The sequence below is a fragment of the Vreelandella neptunia genome, assembly GCF_000712975.1.
GTDB classification, from domain to species: Bacteria; Pseudomonadota; Gammaproteobacteria; order Pseudomonadales; family Halomonadaceae; genus Vreelandella; species Vreelandella qaidamensis.
Map to the genome: position 1 here is coordinate 865,970 of NZ_JHQL01000001.1, position 17,707 is coordinate 883,676.

The 17,707-nt window shown below is 52.0% G+C and carries 15 protein-coding genes and 5 tRNA genes; 6 read left to right on the plus strand and 14 right to left on the minus strand.

Features of this window, described 5'->3' with window-relative positions; translation table 11 throughout:
- The first annotated feature begins 346 nt into the window (after positions 1 to 346).
- Positions 347 to 1,711 carry a metal-dependent hydrolase family protein gene (locus CR46_RS0104005; protein WP_156963041.1) on the plus strand — a complete coding sequence of 455 codons (1,365 nt, stop codon included), beginning with the start codon at positions 347 to 349 and terminating at the stop codon, positions 1,709 to 1,711.
- Positions 1,712 to 1,835: 124 nt separating this feature from the next.
- On the opposite strand, the gene lnt is transcribed toward CR46_RS0104005, so the two are convergent.
- The 5 genes from lnt to miaB form a co-directional block, all read right to left on the minus strand.
- Complete coding sequence (gene lnt / locus CR46_RS0104010) at positions 1,836 to 3,293, minus strand: apolipoprotein N-acyltransferase (protein WP_030070225.1); 1,458 nt, start codon at positions 3,291 to 3,293, stop codon at positions 1,836 to 1,838.
- 37 nt (positions 3,294 to 3,330) lie between these two features.
- Positions 3,331 to 4,227, minus strand: coding sequence for an HlyC/CorC family transporter (locus tag CR46_RS0104015; RefSeq protein WP_030070226.1), 897 nt, complete (start codon positions 4,225 to 4,227; stop codon positions 3,331 to 3,333).
- Between the two features lie 181 nt (positions 4,228 to 4,408).
- On the minus strand, positions 4,409 to 4,870 hold the full coding sequence (gene ybeY, locus CR46_RS0104020; protein WP_030070227.1) for an rRNA maturation RNase YbeY: 462 nt from the start codon (positions 4,868 to 4,870) through the stop codon (positions 4,409 to 4,411).
- The gene (locus CR46_RS0104025; RefSeq protein ID WP_030070228.1) at positions 4,867 to 5,946 is read right to left on the minus strand and encodes a PhoH family protein; all 1,080 of its coding nucleotides are present in this window, start codon (positions 5,944 to 5,946) and stop codon (positions 4,867 to 4,869) included. Before CR46_RS0104025 ends, ybeY begins: the two co-directional genes overlap by 4 nt.
- Positions 5,947 to 6,032: 86 nt before the next feature.
- Positions 6,033 to 7,376, minus strand: a complete 1,344-nt coding sequence (gene miaB / locus CR46_RS0104030) for a tRNA (N6-isopentenyl adenosine(37)-C2)-methylthiotransferase MiaB (RefSeq protein ID WP_030070229.1) — start codon at positions 7,374 to 7,376, stop codon at positions 6,033 to 6,035.
- Between the two features lie 194 nt (positions 7,377 to 7,570).
- Between miaB and CR46_RS0104035 the strand changes: the two genes are divergently transcribed.
- From CR46_RS0104035 to CR46_RS0104050, 4 genes are all read left to right on the plus strand, one after another.
- Positions 7,571 to 7,646 (plus strand) — tRNA-Asn (locus CR46_RS0104035).
- A gap of 39 nt (positions 7,647 to 7,685) precedes the next feature.
- Positions 7,686 to 7,761 (plus strand) — tRNA-Asn (locus tag CR46_RS0104040).
- 68 nt (positions 7,762 to 7,829) lie between these two features.
- A tRNA-Asn gene (locus CR46_RS0104045) sits at positions 7,830 to 7,905 on the plus strand.
- A gap of 250 nt (positions 7,906 to 8,155) precedes the next feature.
- Complete coding sequence (locus tag CR46_RS0104050; RefSeq protein WP_030070230.1) at positions 8,156 to 8,518, plus strand: metalloregulator ArsR/SmtB family transcription factor; 363 nt, start codon at positions 8,156 to 8,158, stop codon at positions 8,516 to 8,518.
- 75 nt (positions 8,519 to 8,593) lie between these two features.
- On the opposite strand, the gene CR46_RS0104055 is transcribed toward CR46_RS0104050, so the two are convergent.
- Complete coding sequence (locus CR46_RS0104055; RefSeq protein ID WP_030070231.1) at positions 8,594 to 10,693, minus strand: carboxy terminal-processing peptidase; 2,100 nt, start codon at positions 10,691 to 10,693, stop codon at positions 8,594 to 8,596.
- 138 nt (positions 10,694 to 10,831) lie between these two features.
- Here CR46_RS0104055 and CR46_RS0104060 point away from each other — a divergent pair, with 138 nt between their 5' ends.
- Positions 10,832 to 12,136: a M18 family aminopeptidase gene (locus CR46_RS0104060; protein ID WP_030070232.1), complete on the plus strand. Its 1,305-nt coding sequence runs from the start codon at positions 10,832 to 10,834 to the stop codon at positions 12,134 to 12,136.
- Positions 12,137 to 12,215: 79 nt separating this feature from the next.
- Here the strand turns inward: CR46_RS0104060 and CR46_RS0104065 are convergent.
- The 8 genes from CR46_RS0104065 to lolB form a co-directional block, all read right to left on the minus strand.
- Positions 12,216 to 12,292: transfer RNA gene (locus CR46_RS0104065), tRNA-Met, on the minus strand.
- Between the two features lie 78 nt (positions 12,293 to 12,370).
- Complete coding sequence (gene ychF, locus CR46_RS0104070) at positions 12,371 to 13,462, minus strand: redox-regulated ATPase YchF (protein ID WP_030070233.1); 1,092 nt, start codon at positions 13,460 to 13,462, stop codon at positions 12,371 to 12,373.
- A 107-nt stretch (positions 13,463 to 13,569) separates the two neighbouring features.
- Entirely contained in the window at positions 13,570 to 14,151 is a 582-nt protein-coding gene (gene pth, locus CR46_RS0104075; RefSeq protein ID WP_030070234.1) for an aminoacyl-tRNA hydrolase, read from the minus strand.
- Between the two features lie 160 nt (positions 14,152 to 14,311).
- Positions 14,312 to 14,953, minus strand: coding sequence for a 50S ribosomal protein L25/general stress protein Ctc (locus tag CR46_RS0104080; RefSeq protein WP_030070235.1), 642 nt, complete (start codon positions 14,951 to 14,953; stop codon positions 14,312 to 14,314).
- A 96-nt stretch (positions 14,954 to 15,049) separates the two neighbouring features.
- Positions 15,050 to 15,991 carry a ribose-phosphate pyrophosphokinase gene (locus tag CR46_RS0104085; protein ID WP_009722639.1) on the minus strand — a complete coding sequence of 314 codons (942 nt, stop codon included), beginning with the start codon at positions 15,989 to 15,991 and terminating at the stop codon, positions 15,050 to 15,052.
- Positions 15,992 to 16,049: 58 nt separating this feature from the next.
- Positions 16,050 to 16,124 (minus strand) — tRNA-Gln (locus CR46_RS0104090).
- A gap of 31 nt (positions 16,125 to 16,155) precedes the next feature.
- Positions 16,156 to 17,016 carry a 4-(cytidine 5'-diphospho)-2-C-methyl-D-erythritol kinase gene (ispE, locus tag CR46_RS0104095; protein ID WP_030070236.1) on the minus strand — a complete coding sequence of 287 codons (861 nt, stop codon included), beginning with the start codon at positions 17,014 to 17,016 and terminating at the stop codon, positions 16,156 to 16,158.
- A gap of 17 nt (positions 17,017 to 17,033) precedes the next feature.
- Positions 17,034 to 17,687 (minus strand): lipoprotein insertase outer membrane protein LolB, encoded by a 654-nt coding sequence (lolB, locus tag CR46_RS0104100; RefSeq protein WP_030070237.1) that lies wholly within the window; start codon positions 17,685 to 17,687, stop codon positions 17,034 to 17,036.
- Positions 17,688 to 17,707 lie beyond the last annotated feature (20 nt).

Below are 17,707 nucleotides of genomic sequence, written 5' to 3' on the forward strand. Positions count from 1 at the left end.
TTTGTAGATAATTTATTGGGTGGGTGGTTCGTTGTGCCGGCTTTGGAATAATCGTTTTTATATTAGCGAGCTAAATTTTATTGCGGTTTTTCGATAAAGAGACTGTTATGTAATTGCTCGTTAATCAGTTTGGTATATATTAATCACTGCTAACTGATGGTGAGTCGACTTAGAGTAATAAAGTTGCTTGTCCTTTTACTGTTAATTACTGTTAACCGAGGCTCTAGCCATGCCACCTAACGCTCGTTCTTTATTTTCGCCGATGCTGACAGAGCCTCATACGCATCATAGTCATGGTGCTTGTTGCTGTGGGTCTCCGATTTTACAACGCTTCCATGAACGCGTTATGGCAGAAATAACCCGTCGACAAATGATTGGAGGAACGGCGGCGGTGATGGCTCTATTTGCAGGACTGCATGTGCCCTTTGCTGTTGGGCAGCAGCCGAAAGCGCATGATGGGCCGTTACTATTAACGAATTTAAGGCTATTCGATGGGAGCGGTGGCCCACTGCGTGATGGCGTATCAATCAGAGTAGAAAGTGGTCGTATCGACGCTATTCTTGATGGCAGTGGCGAGATAGAAGGTGTTGATGTCATTGATTGTGGCGGTCGTGTACTGATGCCTGGTTTGATTGATGCCCATTGGCACACCACCTTAGCGGCTATCTCCCAAATGGAAGCCATGACCGCTGATATTGGCTACGTGCATTTGGTGGCAGCACGGGAAGCAGAGCGAACCTTAATGCGTGGTGTTACCTCAGTTAGGGACGTGGGTGGGCCATCGTTTGCGTTAAAGCGTGCTATTGATGAAGGCATTGTTAACGGCCCTAGAGTGTTTCCCGCAGGCGCAATGATTTCCCAGACGTCGGGACATGGTGACTTCAGAATGCGTCACGACATTCCACGGGGCAGCACAACACCGCTAAGTGAAGCAGAGCGTCAGGGGGTTGCAGTGATTGCGGATGGCGAAGCTGAAGTGCTCAGACGCACACGTGAGCAGCTAATGCTAGGTGCTTCACAGATCAAACTGATGGCGGGTGGAGGCGTAGCGTCGCTTTATGACCCTTTAGATAGCACCCAATTTACGGAGCGAGAATTACGCGCCGCGGTCGAGGCTGCTGATGATTGGGGCACTTATGTGATGGTGCATGTCTATACGCCGCGAGGTATACAGCGCGCTTTGCGGGCTGGTGTTAAGTCTATTGAGCATGGCCAATTGGCTGATGAAGAATCGGTAAGAATGATGGCTGGGGAGGGCGCGTGGTGGAGTCTACAGCCTTTCCTGCAAGATGAAGATGCCAACGTTTATCCTGATGCGGCACGCCGAGAGTCTCAGCGCCAAGTGGCTGAAGGTACTGTTCGCGCCTACGAAATGGCACAGCGGTTTAATGTGAAAACTGCTTGGGGCACTGACATACTCTTTAGCCCTAAAAACACCCCGAACCAACTTCGGCATTTGGCAAAGTTAACGCGCTTTTATGATCCGCTAACAGTGCTGGCAATGGCAACGGGACATAACGGTGATTTATTGTCACTTTCAGGACCGCGTAATCCCTATCCTGGTGTTCTTGGGCGCATTGAGCCAGGAGCCCTAGCTGACCTCCTAGTCGTAGATGGTGATCCAAGCAGTGACCTTGACTTTCTGAATGATCCAGAGAGCAACTTGCGTATGATTATGAAAGGTGGTCGTGTTTATAAGGATCAGCTATAAAAACACCATAGATAATACTTAAAACTTCTGCTTTCTGTTGGAGGAAACTTTAGCTCGCGATAATTTTACTGATGAGTAAGGGCGGCTATGTCGACATCGCTTGCTAAAAGCTGCCTCCTTGTCTTTAACGCCTGCGTATCAAGCCCGGTAACAGGAGTAGGCCAGCGAATAGCCACGCAGGCCAGCTGCCAGTGCGGTTAAACGGTGTTAGCCCTTCCATGGCGTAAAATTCGCCAATGAGGTAGGTGGTTTCAAATTGCGCTGCGCTATCTACTAGCTCGCCACGAGGATTAATAATCGCGGTAATGCCGTTACTGGTAGCGCGCACAACATAGCGACCATTCTCTAGCGCGCGCAGACGGGCCATTTGCAAGTGTTGATGAGGGCCAATGGACGCGCCAAACCAAGTGTCATTAGATACCGTCACAATCACGTCGCTGTCTGCTGCGCGGCGTGCCACCAACTGTGGGTAGATAATCTCATAACAAATAGCGTTGCCAATCGTGACGCCAGCTGCCTGCATTGGCGTTTGTTCGGAGGCGCCTTTAGAAAAACTCGACATCGGTAGATCGAAGAAGTCGATAGCGCCACGCAACACGCTTTCAAGCGGCAGGTATTCACCAAACGGCACTAGGTGCTCTTTTTGGTAGCTGCCCTCGACGTTGCCAACACCAATTACGCTATTGAAATAACGGTCGTCTTCATCAAGTTGGACAATGCCGGTTAATAGCGCGGTGCTGGGCGGTAAGCTGGCTTGTACGCGTTCCAACACCGGGCGAGCTTGGTTATCTATCATTGGCAGAGCGGTTTCGGGCCATAAAATAAGATCTGCCTCATCAGCGACGCGGCGGGTTAAATCGCTGTATGTATTTGCTGCTACGCGCTGGCCTTCAGGGGTCCACTTTAATAGCTGGGGCAAATTACCTTGAAGTAGCGCAACGCGGGTAGGCTCGCTCGCTGGCGTTGTCCAAAGTGTTGGCAGTGCCAAAGGGAGCAGCCAAATGACGGCTAATGGTAGTGCTGCCCACCATTGGCGTCGTAGCAGTTCAGCGCCTAAGGTGCCAGTGAGCACGACCAGTAGAGAAAGCAGGTAAACGCCGCCTACTGGTGCCCAGTTGGCGAGTGGCGAGTCAACATAGCTGGAACCGACCAGCAGCCAAGGAAAGCCGGTAAACAGGTAAGTGCGCAGCACTTCGCCCAGCACCCAAGCACCCACGAAGGTGAGAAAGGCCAAGCGCGGGCTACAAAAACGTCGATAAAGCCAAAAAGTGCCAGCGAAAAAGAGCGCCAATACCGTGACAAACAGAGCGGTGAGGAAGACAGCGAGAGGAACACCAGTGTAGCCATAATCATGGATGGATACATATACCCAAGATGTGCCGCTGGCGAATAGCGCTATGCCGTATAGCCAGCCTTTTAGCGCCGCTTGCGAAGGAGTTAATGAATGCAAACCAGCATAAAGAAGCCCGATGGCGACTGGGCCTAGCCACCATAATTCAAATGGTGAAGCGGTAAGCGTGGTAAAACCGCCGGCTACGAGTGCAGCCAGCAGTTGAAGTGCAAAGGTGGGCGTCAACCCCATGGTGATATCCTATCAGCAGGTTGAAGTAGTCAGTTGGCTAGCTGTCGTCGTTATCATCGCCATCGGTGGCCTTATTGCTCTCATCGTCGCGATAAGCTTCCAACAATCGAATACGCCGATTATCAGCATTAAGGATGATGAAGCGCCAGCCACCTAAACTCGTATGTTCACCACGTCCGGGTAAGTGACCAAACTGTTGCATCACAAGGCCGCCCACAGTATCGAATTCATCATCAGAAAATTCGGTACCGAAGCGCTCGTTGAAGTCCTCAATCGGGGTAAGAGCACGAATCGCAAAGTGGCCGTTTTCCAGCGTGCGAATATCGTCCTCTTCATCGGTATCATGTTCATCTTCGATATCCCCAACAATCTGTTCCAGAATATCTTCAATGGTAATAATACCGGCTGTGCCGCCGTACTCATCTACCACAATTGCCATGTGGTTATGGGTATCACGGAACTCCTTCAGCAAGCTGTTTAAGCGTTTGGACTCTGGAATAAACATTGCTGGACGCAGTACGTCTTCTAGCTTAAAGGCATCGCGGCTTTCTTGCGTTTGCGAGAGCAGGGGGAGCAGGTCTTTAACAAGTAGGATGCCTTTTACATCGTCAAGGTTTTCGCCAATGACCGGGTAGCGGGAGTGCCCTGTTTCCTGAATTAATGGCAGGTAGCCATCGCTGGTTTGATCAAGGGTAATGGCTGAGACTTGTGAACGTGGGATCAATATTTCACGCACCTGTTGGTCACTGATTTCAAGCGCACCTTCGATAATCATAATGGCGTCTTGATCGAGCTTCAGTTTCCCTGCGGTGTGGCGTAAAAATGTCATCAGCTCATCGCGCGAGCTAGGTTCGTCACTGTCTCCGGAAAGGGCGCCAAAGAGTTTCTCGAGCCAGGATTTTTGATTTGAGTTGCTCGATCGGTCTTCGCTCATTGCGTCTAATCTCTCTATTACGTGCGAACAGTTATATGCAAATCGTTGTGTGCAAACAGTACGTCAATGCAGCACTTAAAAATAGCTATGTGAAGATGGCAGCGACTAAACAGTCTGTCGTTTTATCACTGAGTGAAGGGTTACACCACCCTAAAAGCAATTTATCGGCCAGGGTAACAGCTTACTCATGATAAGGATCAGGAATATCGAGAGTAGCTAGAAGCTCACGCTCTAATTGCTCCATTTCTTCTGCTTCCTGCTCTTCAATATGGTCATAGCCCATTAAGTGCAGCGTGCCGTGTACCACCATGTGCGCGTAATGATGTTCAATAGGCTTCTGCTGCTCGCTGGCCTCATGGGCAACAACGGCATGGCAAATAATCAAGTCGCCCAGTAATGGTAAAGAGACACCGGGTGGGTTCTCAAAAGGAAATGAGAGCACGTTGGTTGATTTATCTTTACCACGGTAATCTCTGTTGAGAGCTTGGCTTTCTGCTTCATCCACAAAGCGAATTGTCAGTTCTAGACGCTCGTCATCAGGATGTCGTGAAAAGACACAGCCCACCCAGTGGGTGAGCTGTTCTAAGGAAGGAAGTAGCGGTTCGTTGATGGCCGCCTGGCGATCAATCACGATGTCACTCATCGTGGTGCCTCTCCTGCGCGTTCAAGCGCTTGCATGCGGGCCTCACGCTCCTGCTGGCGCGCTTCACGCCGAGCGCGTTCCTGCACTTCCTGCTCCGATTCAAACTCATCATAGGCTTCGATGATGCGCTGAACCAGCGGGTGACGCACGACGTCTTTTGCAGCAAAGTGAGTGACGCCGATGCCAGGGGTTTCTTTAAGAACATCCAGCACCTGCGAAAGACCAGAGCGCTGTCCGCGTGGAAGGTCCACTTGGGTAATATCGCCGGTGATCACCGCCGTTGAGCCAAAGCCAATTCGCGTCAGGAACATCTTCATCTGCTCCGGCGTGGTGTTTTGGCTTTCATCCAAAATGATGTAAGAGTTATTCAGCGTACGCCCACGCATATAGGCGAGCGGGGCAATCTCGATTACTTGGCGCTCAATGAGTTTGGCGACCTGCTCAAAACCGATCATCTCGTACAGTGCGTCGTAAAGTGGGCGCAGGTAAGGGTCAATTTTTTGGGCAAGGTCGCCGGGTAAGAAGCCAAGCTTTTCACCGGCTTCTACCGCTGGGCGTACCAACAGAATACGTCGCACTTCCTGTTGATTTAGCGCTTCTACCGCCGCGGCAACCGCCAAGTACGTTTTGCCCGTACCCGCAGGCCCAATACCGAAATTGATATCGTGTTCGCGAATGCTTTGTACGTAGCGCTGCTGATTAAGACCACGGGGCTTAATCATTGTGCGCGGAGTACGCATGATCACGTCGTCGCTGCTGCCTTCGCTATCATCATCTTCTTCTAGCGCTTCTAAGCCAGATTCCTGAAGGAATAAGTGAACCGTGTCTGCGTCAAGCTCTTCTGCCGCTGTTTCACGGTAAAGATGCTCAAGCACATTGGCGGCAGCTTTGATGCGGTTAGCGGCCCCGGCCAGCTGAAACACATTGCCGCGATTGCGCAAGGTCACGTCCAGGCGGCTTTCAATCAGCTTTAGGTGCTCGTCCTGCTGGCCGCACAGGCTAGCTAGTCGCTGCGGGTCATTGGGTTCAAGGCTTAGTGTGATAATGCGATTGGCCTGAGGTGATGGCTGGCTCAAGAGTAAAAAACCCGTTAGTTGATGTGTGTGAGACTCAGCTTACTGCCCCGGCCTCGCCGGGGCAATTACCTAGGATAAGCGAGCAGTTAATAACGCTCGGGAGAAGCGAGTTCGCCACGCAACGAGTTGGGCAGCGCTTCGGTGATCTCCACGTCAACAAAGTAGCCGATCAGCTCTGTAGGGTTGGCTGCACGGAAGTTAACCACACGGTTATTTTCGGTGCGCCCTGAAAGTTGGCCGGGGTCTCTCGGTGAGAAACCGGATACCAAAACGCGCTGAGTAGTGCCTACCATGCGTCGGCTGATCTGCGCTGCTTGTTGAAGAATTCGCTCCTGCAAAATGGCAAGCCGCTGTTTTTTGACACTTTCTGGCGTTTCGTCCGGTAGGCCAGACGCTGGCGTGCCTGGGCGTGCCGAGTAAACAAAGCTGAACGAGTGATCAAAGCCAATGCGATGAATCAGGTCCATCGTTGCTTCGAAATCCTCTTCCGTCTCGCCAGGGAAGCCGATGATAAAGTCAGAAGAGAAGCTAATGTCCGGGCGATTGGCACGAATACGCTCCATCTTCTCGATATACTCTTCAGCGGTATGGCCACGCTTCATGGCACTTAAAATACGATCAGAGCCAGATTGTACCGGTAGATGTAAATGGCTCACCAACTCCGGGATATCGGCAAAGGCGTCTACGAGACTATCGGTGAACTCGACCGGATGAGAGGTCGTAAACCTGACGCGATCAATGCCATCCACTGCGGCAACGCAGGCGATCAGCTCTGCGAGGTCGATCTCATCGCCATCGTCGTTTTCACCACGGTAAGCGTTCACGTTTTGACCAAGTAGGTTAATTTCTCGCACCCCTTGATCGGCCAAGTGAATCACTTCATCAATAACTGATTCAAAGGGACGGGAGACTTCTTCACCGCGGGTATAAGGCACGACACAGAATGTGCAGTATTTCGAGCAGCCTTCCATGACAGAAACGAAGGCGGTTGCGCCATCAGATTTGGGCTGCGGCAGGTGATCAAACTTTTCGATTTCTGGAAAAGTGACATCGACCGCAGCAATCTGATTGTTATTGCGTGCGTCCAACATTTTTGGCACGCGGTGAAGCGTTTGTGGGCCAAAAATCATATCGACAAAAGGCGCGCGCTTACGTAGCGCTTCACCTTCTTGGCTTGCTACACAGCCGCCAACACCAATCACGAGGTCTGGATTGGCGTCTTTGAGCTTTTTCCAGCGACCCAATTGATGAAATACCTTGTCCTGCGCTTTTTCGCGAATAGAACAAGTATTTAACAAGATAACGTCAGCTTCTTTTTCGTTATCAGTCAATTCCAGCTGGTGAGATTCGCCGAGCAGATCTGCCATACGCGAGGAGTCGTACTCGTTCATTTGGCAGCCGTGCGTTTTGATAAAGAGCTTCTTCGCCATCGGTACCTGTCATCTATGAGTCGTCGGGGGACGAGGGATGAATGAAAACATGGGTGCAGCTTAGCGCAGTGTAACGCGTCGCCGTTGAATGACCGCATTATACGGATACAAGAAACCTGGGGCTAGCGTTCACCTATAATCGATACTTGACCCGAGCGTTTCTATCAGTATACTACGCACCGTGTTTGAGCAGTTCCTCGATAGCTCAGTTGGTAGAGCAAATGACTGTTAATCATTGGGTCGCAGGTTCGAGTCCTGCTCGAGGAGCCAAATTGCTGTTCTGCTGTCACTGCCGTTTGCGGTAAACGTTCCCCGATAGCTCAGTTGGTAGAGCAAATGACTGTTAATCATTGGGTCGCAGGTTCGAGTCCTGCTCGAGGAGCCAACATACTGAAGCAGGTTTTATTCTGATTTCAGTGGCTCCGCTCTAAACACAGCAGCAAATCATAATGTTCCTCGATAGCTCAGTTGGTAGAGCAAATGACTGTTAATCATTGGGTCGCAGGTTCGAGTCCTGCTCGGGGAGCCATTTAGTTTTTCTATTCTCTTTATTCCCTCTATTTATCTTCCGTATGCTTCGCTTATTGCATAAGATTTCTCGCGCAATTTATAGTTGAAGTCTTACAGCTGAAGTCGACAGCCTCATCTTTTCGTTATCCGTTGATAATACCTTGTAGGTGATAATACTCAGTGTGCCATGGCATTTTGGGTGATTTTTTGTGCCTAACGGTTAGAGGCATATAGACTGTGTCGGATACTTACTATTTGGGAAGGTGCCCGTGGGAAAAGCTGCCAGTTTGCATGCGCTACAGGTCTTTAAGTGTCTAAGCGACGAAACGCGTTTAATGCTGGTGCTCTTGGTTGCGAAAGAGCAATCGCTGTGTGTGTGCGAAATGACCTATGCGCTGGAAGAGTCGCAGCCTAAAGTATCGCGTCATTTAGCACAGCTTCGCCAATGTGGGTTGCTTGTCGATCAGCGGGAAGGGCAGTGGGTTTACTACCGTTTGTCGCCTAGGCTGCCTGGGTGGGCGCAGGCTATTATTGACGCTGGTGCTGAAGGCAGTGCCACGCGCCTTCAGGCGTTAGTTCTGCGGCTAGCTAAAATGGGCGACCGACCGGCGCGGCGAGCTGCATTGTGCTAATTGTTAGCCAATAAAAAAACGCCGACCCAAAAGTCGGCGTTTTTAGTAATGACAGCTTAGCGCTTAGCCGTTCGCTTAACGTTTAGCCATCCGCTGTGTGCCTTGAAGATGGGCATAGTCGAGTAAGATTTCAGCAGCTTCTAGCACATGGGCGCGATCAGCTGGCATATCTTCCTCTTTATCATCTTCGTTAGCCTCGTCTGCTTCGCTACCCTCGGACTGAGAGTTATCGCCGCGGGCATCCATCCACTCTTCTAGCTCAGGTAAGTTTAAAGCGCGGCGGCGTTGGTTTTCGAGAGAAAGCTGCTCTGCTTCTTGAGCTTCCAGCTCTCGTTGACGCTGATCACGGTTCAAGCTAACGCTGGTGTGCTGTTCGCGTAGCTGTCGGGCTAAGGCAGACTGGCGCTCTAGGTAGCGAAAGTTAGGGTTCTCCTTGGCGCGCTCTTCGTGTTGGGAGGAGAGTGCGGCTAGCGCGTTCTCAGGAGAGCCATAGCGGCGGTACTGTACGTTCTGCACGGTGTCCCAAGCAAGGGCGTTATCGAGGCTACTTTCGCCGATGCGTTCAGGGTCGATCAGGCTAGGGAAAATAATATCTGGCTCAACGCCGCGGTTTTGGGTGCTGTCACCCGAAATACGGTAGAACTTAGCGCGGGTCAGTTTGATTTGACCATGGCTAAGATCGTTCAGCGTTTGCACGGTGCCTTTGCCAAAGGTGGGGGTGCCAACCACAATGCCGCGGCCATAGTCTTGAATAGCGCCTGCAAAGATTTCTGATGCTGAGGCAGAGAGGCGGTTGACCAGTACGGTCAGTGGCCCATCATAAACTGTGCCTGCTTCAGTGTCGCCATAGAGCTGGATGCGCCCTTGGGCGTCGCGAACCTGGACGGTGGGGCCGCGATCAATAAATAGGCCGATGAGTGAATTGGCTTCTTGCAGTGCGCCACCACCATTGTTGCGTAGATCCAGAACGATACCTTCCACGCCTTCTTTCTTGAGATTTTCAATTTCTCTAGCAACATCTCGGGTGGTGCTGCGGTACTCATCTTCGCCTGCCTGCCAGGCATCGAAGTCAACGTAGAACGTTGGAATATCAATCACCCCGATACGATGAGGTTTTCCGTCTCGCTCAATATTAATCACCTCGCTGCTGGCTGCCTGATCTTCTAGACTAACCGTATCGCGGGTTATCTCGACGATTTGTGAGCGAGTCATGTCTACAGCTTGAGCCGGCACCACATCTAGGCGAACAACAGAGCCTTTCGGGCCGCGAATCAGGTCAACGACGTTGTCTAGGCGCATTCCTACTACGTTGACCATTTCACCGTCTTCTTGGCCTACAGCGATAATGCGATCGGCAGGTTCAAGCACGCCGGCACGGTCAGCTGGCCCGCCGGGAACTAAGCTAGAAACTTTGACGTACTCACTGTCGGCTTGAAGCAGTGCGCCGATACCCTCAAGTGAAAGGCTCATTTGAATATCAAATGATTCACTTTGGCGAGGAGAGAGGTAGCCGGTGTGAGGGTCGATAGTGCTGGAGACGGCTGCCATAATTAGTCCGAACACGTCTTCAGACTCTGATTGGCGCAGACGGGAAAGTTGACCTTCGTAGCGCTGGCGCAGATTGTCTTCGATCTGCTCGTCATCTTGGTCAGTCAGGGCAAGTGTTAGCGCATCGTTTTTAAGCCGTTTGCGCCACAGTTCGTCCAATTCACTTTCCCGAGTTGCCCATGGGGCCTCTTCGCGATCGACCTCTAAGCGTTCGTCGCTATCGAACTCGAATGAAAGTCCTTCATCAAGACGTTCTAGTAACCACTCAAGGCGTGCGGTATGGCGTTCGCTTAGGCGATTATAAAGTGCAAACGCATCGTCAAGGTCGCCATCGAACAGCGCTTGCGCCATATCGCGCTCTAAATGGCGATAAGGCTCTATATCGCGGTGCAATAGGTAGGAGCGCTGGCCGTCCAGAATATCTAGATAGCGTTGGAAAGCTTCCGCTGACCACTGCTCGTCGAAGTTAATATCGGCATAATGCCCGTAGCGAAGTGAATCAGCTATTTCCACTGCCGCTTGGCGTTGTTCGTCGGTCGGCTCAAGTTGCGCCAGCGCTGCTGGGCTGGCAACTACCAGCATCACAGCAAAGGCGACCGAGCGCGAAAGCGTTGCAAACAAGCTCATCAGTCAAGCTCTCCCGGATTTGTGTACACTCATTCTTCCCTAGACCCGCAGATAGCCTATGAGTTGCGTAGGCCGAGGGAGCATTGTAGCAGGTCATTTACCCTGTGATACTCAATCATTACTGTTATGAGGATTTCTATGTCCGAAGCTTTCAACGCGGATCGTGTAACGCGGCTATGTGATTTTCTGCACCAGTCGCCCACGCCATGGCATGCGACACGCTGCATGGCGGAGCGTTTGGAGCAGGCGGGCTTTATGCGCCTTGAAGAGACGGCAAGCTGGCAGCTTGAGCCAGGTAAGCGCTATTACGTGACACGCAATGATTCGTCACTCATTGCCTTTCAACTGCCGGCTAAAACGTTAACCAGCCTGCGTATGTTAGGTGCTCATACGGATAGCCCGGGGCTACGATTAAAGCCCAATGCTACTCAATACGCAGCAGGCTGGTTACAGTTTGGGGTGCAGGTGTATGGGGGGGTGCTATTGGCTCCTTGGTTTGATCGCGACCTGGGATTGGCAGGTCGCGTGCATGTGCGCCATGCCGATGGTCGTTTAGAAAGCGTGCTACTAAACGTCAATCGGCCGATTGCTATAGTGCCTAGTCTGGCGATTCATCTAGACCGTGACGTGAATGCTGGTCGGGAGATTAACCCGCAAACGCAAATGTCGCCCGTCGTGATGCAGAGCGACAGTGCACAGCTAAGCGACGTGTTGGCTGAGTGGTTAGAAGAGCAGCACGGCTTGCGCGCTGTGGAGGTGGTCGACTTTGAGCTGGGATTTTACGATGTACAACCGCCATCGTTGGTAGGTCTACGTCAGGAGTTGGTTGCTAGTGCGCGGCTAGACAATCTGTTGTCATGCTTTGTCGGTCTTGAAGCACTGCTAGCCTGCGATGCGAGCCAAGGTGCCTTGCTAGTCGCCAATGATCATGAGGAAGTAGGTAGTGCCAGCGCCTGTGGTGCGCAGGGGCCATTTTTGGGCGATGTGCTGAAACGTTTGAATGTTCAGGTGGGTGGCGCTACTGAAGAGTCGCTGATTCAGTTGATTCAATCGTCGCTTATGATTTCCTGTGATAATGCTCACGCGTTACACCCTAATTTCCAGGATAAACACGATGAGCGTCATGGTCCTACGATTAATGGTGGCCCGGTTATTAAGGTGAATGCCAATCAGCGCTATGCCACTAATAGTGTGACGGGGGCGCTGTTTCGAGATGTATGCCGCGAGGCAGAGGTTCCCGTGCAGTCGTTTGTTACTCGTGCAGACATGGGCTGTGGTAGCACTATTGGGCCGATTACTGCTACTGAGGTGGGCGTGCCGACAATTGATGTGGGCCTCCCTCAGTGGGCAATGCATTCTGTGCGTGAAACAGCAGGTTCCCGAGACGTGGATTATTTGACTCGGGCTTTGACGGTGTTTTTGAACCGTGCTGAGTTGCGCTGAGCATGGCTGCTTACTAACAAAAAAGGCCCGTTAACGAAAAAGGCCCGCTGACTGTGTCAGCGGGCCTTTAATATTCGTGTGGTGGCTACGCCCTGATTTGAACAGGGGACCCCATCATTATGAGTGATGTGCTCTAACCAGCTGAGCTACGTAGCCATTCAACGGGGGCGAATATTACTCAGTGACTCGCCACCCGTCAAGTGTTTCTTTCGTTTGTGTCAAACGATTGCTTAATCAGACGTTAAAACGGAAGTGGATAACATCGCCATCTTTCACGATGTAATCCTTGCCTTCTAAGCGCCATTTGCCTGCGTCTTTAGCCCCTTGTTCGCCATTGAGTGAGACAAAGTCTTCGTAAGCAATCACCTCGGCGCGGATAAAACCTTTCTGGAAATCGGTGTGAATTACGCCTGCCGCTTCTGGTGCGCTGGCGCCTTCTTTTACTGTCCAAGCGCGGACTTCTTTAACACCCGCGGTGAAATATGTCTGTAGACCAAGCAGGGCATAGCCTGCGCGAATGACGCGATCAAGCCCTGGCTCTTCCATACCCATTTCAGCGAGGAACATGCTGCGTTCTTCGTCATCCAGCTCGGCAATTTCAGCTTCTAGCTGGTTACATACCGGCACGACGGCGGCACCTTCTTCTGCCGCAATCTCGTTTACGATGTCCAGGTAAGGGTTGTTTTCAAAGCCGTCTTCATTAACGTTGGCAATGTACATGGTGGGCTTGAGCGTTAAGAAGCCGAAGCTCTTGATCTGGCGCTTCTCGTCTTCATCAAGACCAAAGCTGCGCAGCGGCATCCCTTCAGCGAGGTGTGGCTGGATACGGTCAAGAATTGCCTTGGTAGCAGTGGCGTCTTTGTCGCCGCCTTTCACTGAGCGAACAAGACGTTGGCTGGCCTTTTCGACAGTATCCAGGTCGGCAAGCGCCAATTCCAGGTTGATCGTTTCAATATCCGCCCGTGGGTCTACCTGGTTGGCAACGTGGATTACGTTGTCGTTATCAAAGCAGCGCACCACATGGGCGATCGCCTGGGTTTCGCGAATATTGGCCAAGAATTTGTTGCCCAAACCTTCGCCTTTGGAGGCGCCTGCAACCAAGCCTGCGATATCGACAAATTCCATTGTTGTCGGCAGCACTTTTTGCGGCTTAACAATCTCTGCAAGTTTATCAAGACGCGGGTCAGGCATCGGTACAATGCCTACATTCGGCTCAATGGTGCAGAACGGGAAGTTTTCTGCATCAATACCAGATTTTGTTAGCGCATTAAAAAGTGTGGATTTGCCTACATTAGGTAGGCCGACGATACCGCAGTTAAAACCCATAAATTACTTCCTGGCCGCTAGGGCAGCGCAACAAGGGAAGCGCCTGCCAATATTGAAAAAGGGCGTGCTAGAACGCCTGATTTTAAGGTTGCTTATAAAGTGTGCTGCTATTTTACGCTATGAAGGCGGTTCATGGCTTTAGCCCAGTCGCCAGAGAGTACAAGTGGCAACGTGGCCTGACACTCATCCAAGGCGCTTTCAATGGCTTCCCGTTCAGCTTTGCCGGGTCGGCCAAGCACATAGTTAACGACCTGATGTGCTTCACCAGGGTGGCCAATGCCAATTCTTGCCCGATGAAACTGTTTCTGGTTGCCTAACGCGCTAATAATGTCCCGCAGGCCGTTATGGCCGCCATGGCCACCGCCGGTCTTGTAGCGTGCCTGTCCTGGCGGAAGGTCTAGCTCATCATGAGCGACCAGTAAATTGTCAGGCGTTAGTTTAAAAAACTGTGTGAGCGCTGCGACAGCAGCGCCGCTGCGATTCATAAACGTAGTGGGGTTGAGAAGGTGCAGTTCATGGTCGCCAACCCGCGCTTTGGCGTATAGGCCCAAAAACTTCTTTTCCGGACGAAGCTCTGTATGTGCGCTGCGTGCAATAGCATCTACCAGCCAGAAGCCTGCATTATGGCGAGTTGCATCGTATTCTGCACCGGGGTTGCCCAGGCCAATAATGGCCGTTACCTGGCTCATTGTCCCACCTCATAAAAAATTTCTAGACGAAATTTTCGACGTATGTCTGACTGCAAAAAAAAATCAAGCGCCGAAGCGCTTGATTTTATCATCCCTGGGCCATGCAGGCATGGCCCAGACGGTGCTGAAAAGCATCAGCTAGCAACACCGTGACTAACGCTTACTCAGCGCTTGGCTCTTCTTCGCCTTCGCCTTCGCTATCTTCGTCATCACCACCACGTACTTTCACTTTGGTGATGCTCAGAACAGCGTTGTCATGCTCTTCACCATGAGACAGGTCAACAGACGTAACGCCTGCTGGCAAGGTCAGGTCAGATAGGTGAAGGGTAGTGCCTAGCTCGACGTTGCTGATGTCAACTTCCAGGTAGTCCGGAAGATCTTTCGGCAAGCAGCTGATCGCGACTTCGTTGGCCAGGGTATGCAGTTCGCCACCTTGATCTTTGATACCAACACACTTCTCTTCACCAATGACGTGCAGCGGCACGTTGATGGTGATTTCGTGAGTGGCGTCAACACGCAAGAAGTCAGCGTGAGTTAGCAACGGCTTGAAGGGGTGGCGCTGTAGGTCACGAACAACCACTTGCTCTTCAGTACCGTCGATGACCAGTTTGATCACCGAAGAGAAGAAGGACTCGTCTTCAATCGCTTTGTAGAAAGCAGTTTTTTCTACAGAGATAGACTGAGCGCCTTTCTCACCGCCATAAACAACGGCCGGTACTTGTTGGTTCGCACGACGCAGGCGGCGGCTCGCACCTTTCCCCAGGTCGTTACGAACGCTGGCTTTTAGGATAAAATCAGACATTTAATTTGCCTCTTGGTTTAAGTAAGGAAACGCCGCCGTCCGCGACCAGACGACGACGTCTCCAGGGCCCCAGTAGGGGGCTATGACGTTAGGCGATTAATGGAACATCGCGCTAACGGATTCTTCGTTGCTGACCCGGCGAATAGCTTCCGCAATGAGTCCAGCAACGCTCAGCTGGCGAATTTTTCCGCTACGACGGGCAGTGTCGGAAAGCGGAATGGTGTCGGTCACGACAACCTCGTCCAGCACCGAGTTGGTAATATTGTCGACTGCAGGGCCAGACAATATCGGGTGTGTTGCATAAGCGACAACGCGTGCTGCGCCGTGATCTTTCAGCGCTTCGCCAGCTTTGCAGAGCGTGCCAGCGGTATCAATCATGTCATCAACAACCACACAGGTGCGGCCTTCGATTTCACCGATGATGTGCATCACCTGGGCCTGATTGGCCTGGGGGCGACGCTTATCAATAATGGCAAGATCAGCGTTGAGTTGTTTGGCGATAGCTCGGGCGCGCACAACGCCGCCTACATCAGGGGAAACGACAACAAGGTCGTCATAGTTCTGACGCTCAATGTCATCCAGCAAGATGGGCGAGCCGTAAACGTTATCAACCGGCACGTCGAAGAAACCTTGAATTTGGTCAGCGTGTAGGTCCATCGTCATGACGCGATCAACGCCTGCCTTTACCATCATATCAGCGACTACTTTTGCTGAGATGGGAACGCGAGCAGAGCGGACACGACGATCCTGGCGTGCATAGCCAAAATAGGGAACGACTGCCGTAATACGGGCAGCTGAGGCGCGACGCAGGGCGTCCACCATCAGAATCAGTTCCATCAGGTTATCGTTCGTGGGGGCACAGGTGGATTGCAGGATGAATACATCCTTACCACGCACGTTCTCATTGATCTCGACCGCGATTTCGCCGTCGCTAAATTGACCGACCGTAGCATTACCCATACGGCTGTCTAAGCTCTCGGCAATCTTTTGAGCGAGTTCGGGATTGGCATTCCCGGTGAAAACCATCAATTTTGACACGCGCAGCCACCTTTGCAGTGTTGGGGATCAGGGGAGAAAACGCAGATCATAATTAGGTTGGCTGGGGTACCAGGATTCGAACCTGGGAATGCCGATACCAAAAACCGGTGCCTTACCACTTGGCGATACCCCAGCAATAAACCTAATGCGATGACCGGGCGCTTTCAGCGGCCCAGAGCATCTTGTAGGGGAGAGGTGTTGAGTCCGCGCGCTACCCATGAATGCCAATGTTGACTTGCCATATGTGCGACGGTTTGCGCGGCTTGTTGTGAATCAAAAGCCGCAAACAAACAGGCGCCGGTACCGGTCAACCGACTAGGTGCATGCTGCGTGAGCCAGTCTAGTGCTTCCGCAATTGGCGGATAGCGTTTTCTGACGATAGCTTCGCAGTCGTTACGCCACTCCGGCGCTCCCCCCTGCAGTGCGCGCGCCATAGTAATGGGGAGGCTGTCGCGTGTCAATTCTGGGTCTTGGAAGATTGCAGGTGTTGAGACGCTAACAGCTGGATGGATTACTACAAACCAGGGCATATCTAGTGTGACAGGAGTAAGCTTTTCGCCAACCCCTTCCGCCCAAGCGCTATGGCCGTGAATAAACACCGGGACGTCGGCACCTAGCGTCAACCCCAGCTCCGCAAGTGTTTCTTTACTTAGCCCGAGCTGCCACAGATGATTTAAACCGACTAAGGTAGTCGCTGCGTTGGAGCTTCCACCACCAAGGCCGCCTCCCATCGGTAGCTTTTTTTCAATGGCAACAGAGACTCCTTGCTGAACGCCACTTGCCTGTTGCAGTAATTGTGCTGCTCGTACAATTAAATTATCGTCATGGGCAACGCCACTAAGCGCATTTGAAAGCGTAATCACGCTGTCAGCGCGTGGCGTGAAGGTAAGGTAATCGCATAAATCGATAAACTGAAAAAGCGTTTGCAGCTCGTGGTAGCCGTCTTGGCGACGGCCCACGATATGTAGCATACGGTTTAGCTTAGCGGGCGCAGGCAGGGTCAGCGACGAGATTTTTGCAGGCATGTGATCTCTCTGCTGGCCTAGTTATCCTGGTCAGTGGACTGCCACTGATTTACGACTAACGTAATCCGTAGGTCGCCGTAGTTCATTACTAGTCGACGAGGTAGCCATATGCCCTCTACTTGCTCCCAGTCACGGTAATCAATCTCCCAGCCGTCTTGCTGCAAGTGGTTAGGGAAGCCGAGTTCGTCTGTTTCCAACTGATAGCTGGCGTGCTTGCCTGGCAGGCCGCGTACCCAATCAGGCATAGCGCGAACTGGCAGTGCCCAGCCGAGTTGCTCTTCCATTAATGCTTCCGGCGTTTCTGCTTCAAAGCGGCCATCACTAGTGGTTAGCGAAAAACGTCCTTCGCGTCCTTCGAGTACACTGCGTCCGCCGCCGAAGGGGCCACTGATCAGCATGCGGAAATAGTGAGGATGTTGATTCCAATCGAGGTTAGCACTGGTGTTTTCCTGGGGGGTGCGGAGCCCTGCTTTGCCCACCAGTGTCCAGGTGTCGAAGGCTTCAACGTCTGGCTGTTGGCGTTCCCATTGCCCAGCCTGGCGTCCGCCATCATCTACAGGCGCTTGAGTGGCGCAGCCTGCAAGCGCAAACAGAGCAATACTGGCCATTAGCAAACGGGTTGAGCGACGGTATATGGCTAAGCGGCTCGCGGGCAGAGAATTGATCAACATAAACTGGCTCCATGTCAGTA

Coding starts and splice junctions, on each gene's coding strand:
- CR46_RS0104005 (WP_156963041.1), top strand. CDS start 347: ATGGCAGAAATAACCCGTCGACAAATGATTGGAGGAACGGCGGCGGTG.
- lnt (WP_030070225.1), bottom strand. CDS start 3,293: ATGGGGTTGACGCCCACCTTTGCACTTCAACTGCTGGCTGCACTCGTA.
- CR46_RS0104015 (WP_030070226.1), bottom strand. CDS start 4,227: ATGAGCGAAGACCGATCGAGCAACTCAAATCAAAAATCCTGGCTCGAG.
- ybeY (WP_030070227.1), bottom strand. CDS start 4,870: ATGAGTGACATCGTGATTGATCGCCAGGCGGCCATCAACGAACCGCTA.
- miaB (WP_030070229.1), bottom strand. CDS start 7,376: ATGGCGAAGAAGCTCTTTATCAAAACGCACGGCTGCCAAATGAACGAG.
- CR46_RS0104055 (WP_030070231.1), bottom strand. CDS start 10,693: ATGAGCTTGTTTGCAACGCTTTCGCGCTCGGTCGCCTTTGCTGTGATG.
- CR46_RS0104060 (WP_030070232.1), top strand. CDS start 10,832: ATGTCCGAAGCTTTCAACGCGGATCGTGTAACGCGGCTATGTGATTTT.
- ychF (WP_030070233.1), bottom strand. CDS start 13,462: ATGGGTTTTAACTGCGGTATCGTCGGCCTACCTAATGTAGGCAAATCC.
- pth (WP_030070234.1), bottom strand. CDS start 14,151: ATGAGCCAGGTAACGGCCATTATTGGCCTGGGCAACCCCGGTGCAGAA.
- CR46_RS0104080 (WP_030070235.1), bottom strand. CDS start 14,953: ATGTCTGATTTTATCCTAAAAGCCAGCGTTCGTAACGACCTGGGGAAA.
- ispE (WP_030070236.1), bottom strand. CDS start 17,016: ATGCCTGCAAAAATCTCGTCGCTGACCCTGCCTGCGCCCGCTAAGCTA.
- lolB (WP_030070237.1), bottom strand. CDS start 17,687: ATGTTGATCAATTCTCTGCCCGCGAGCCGCTTAGCCATATACCGTCGC.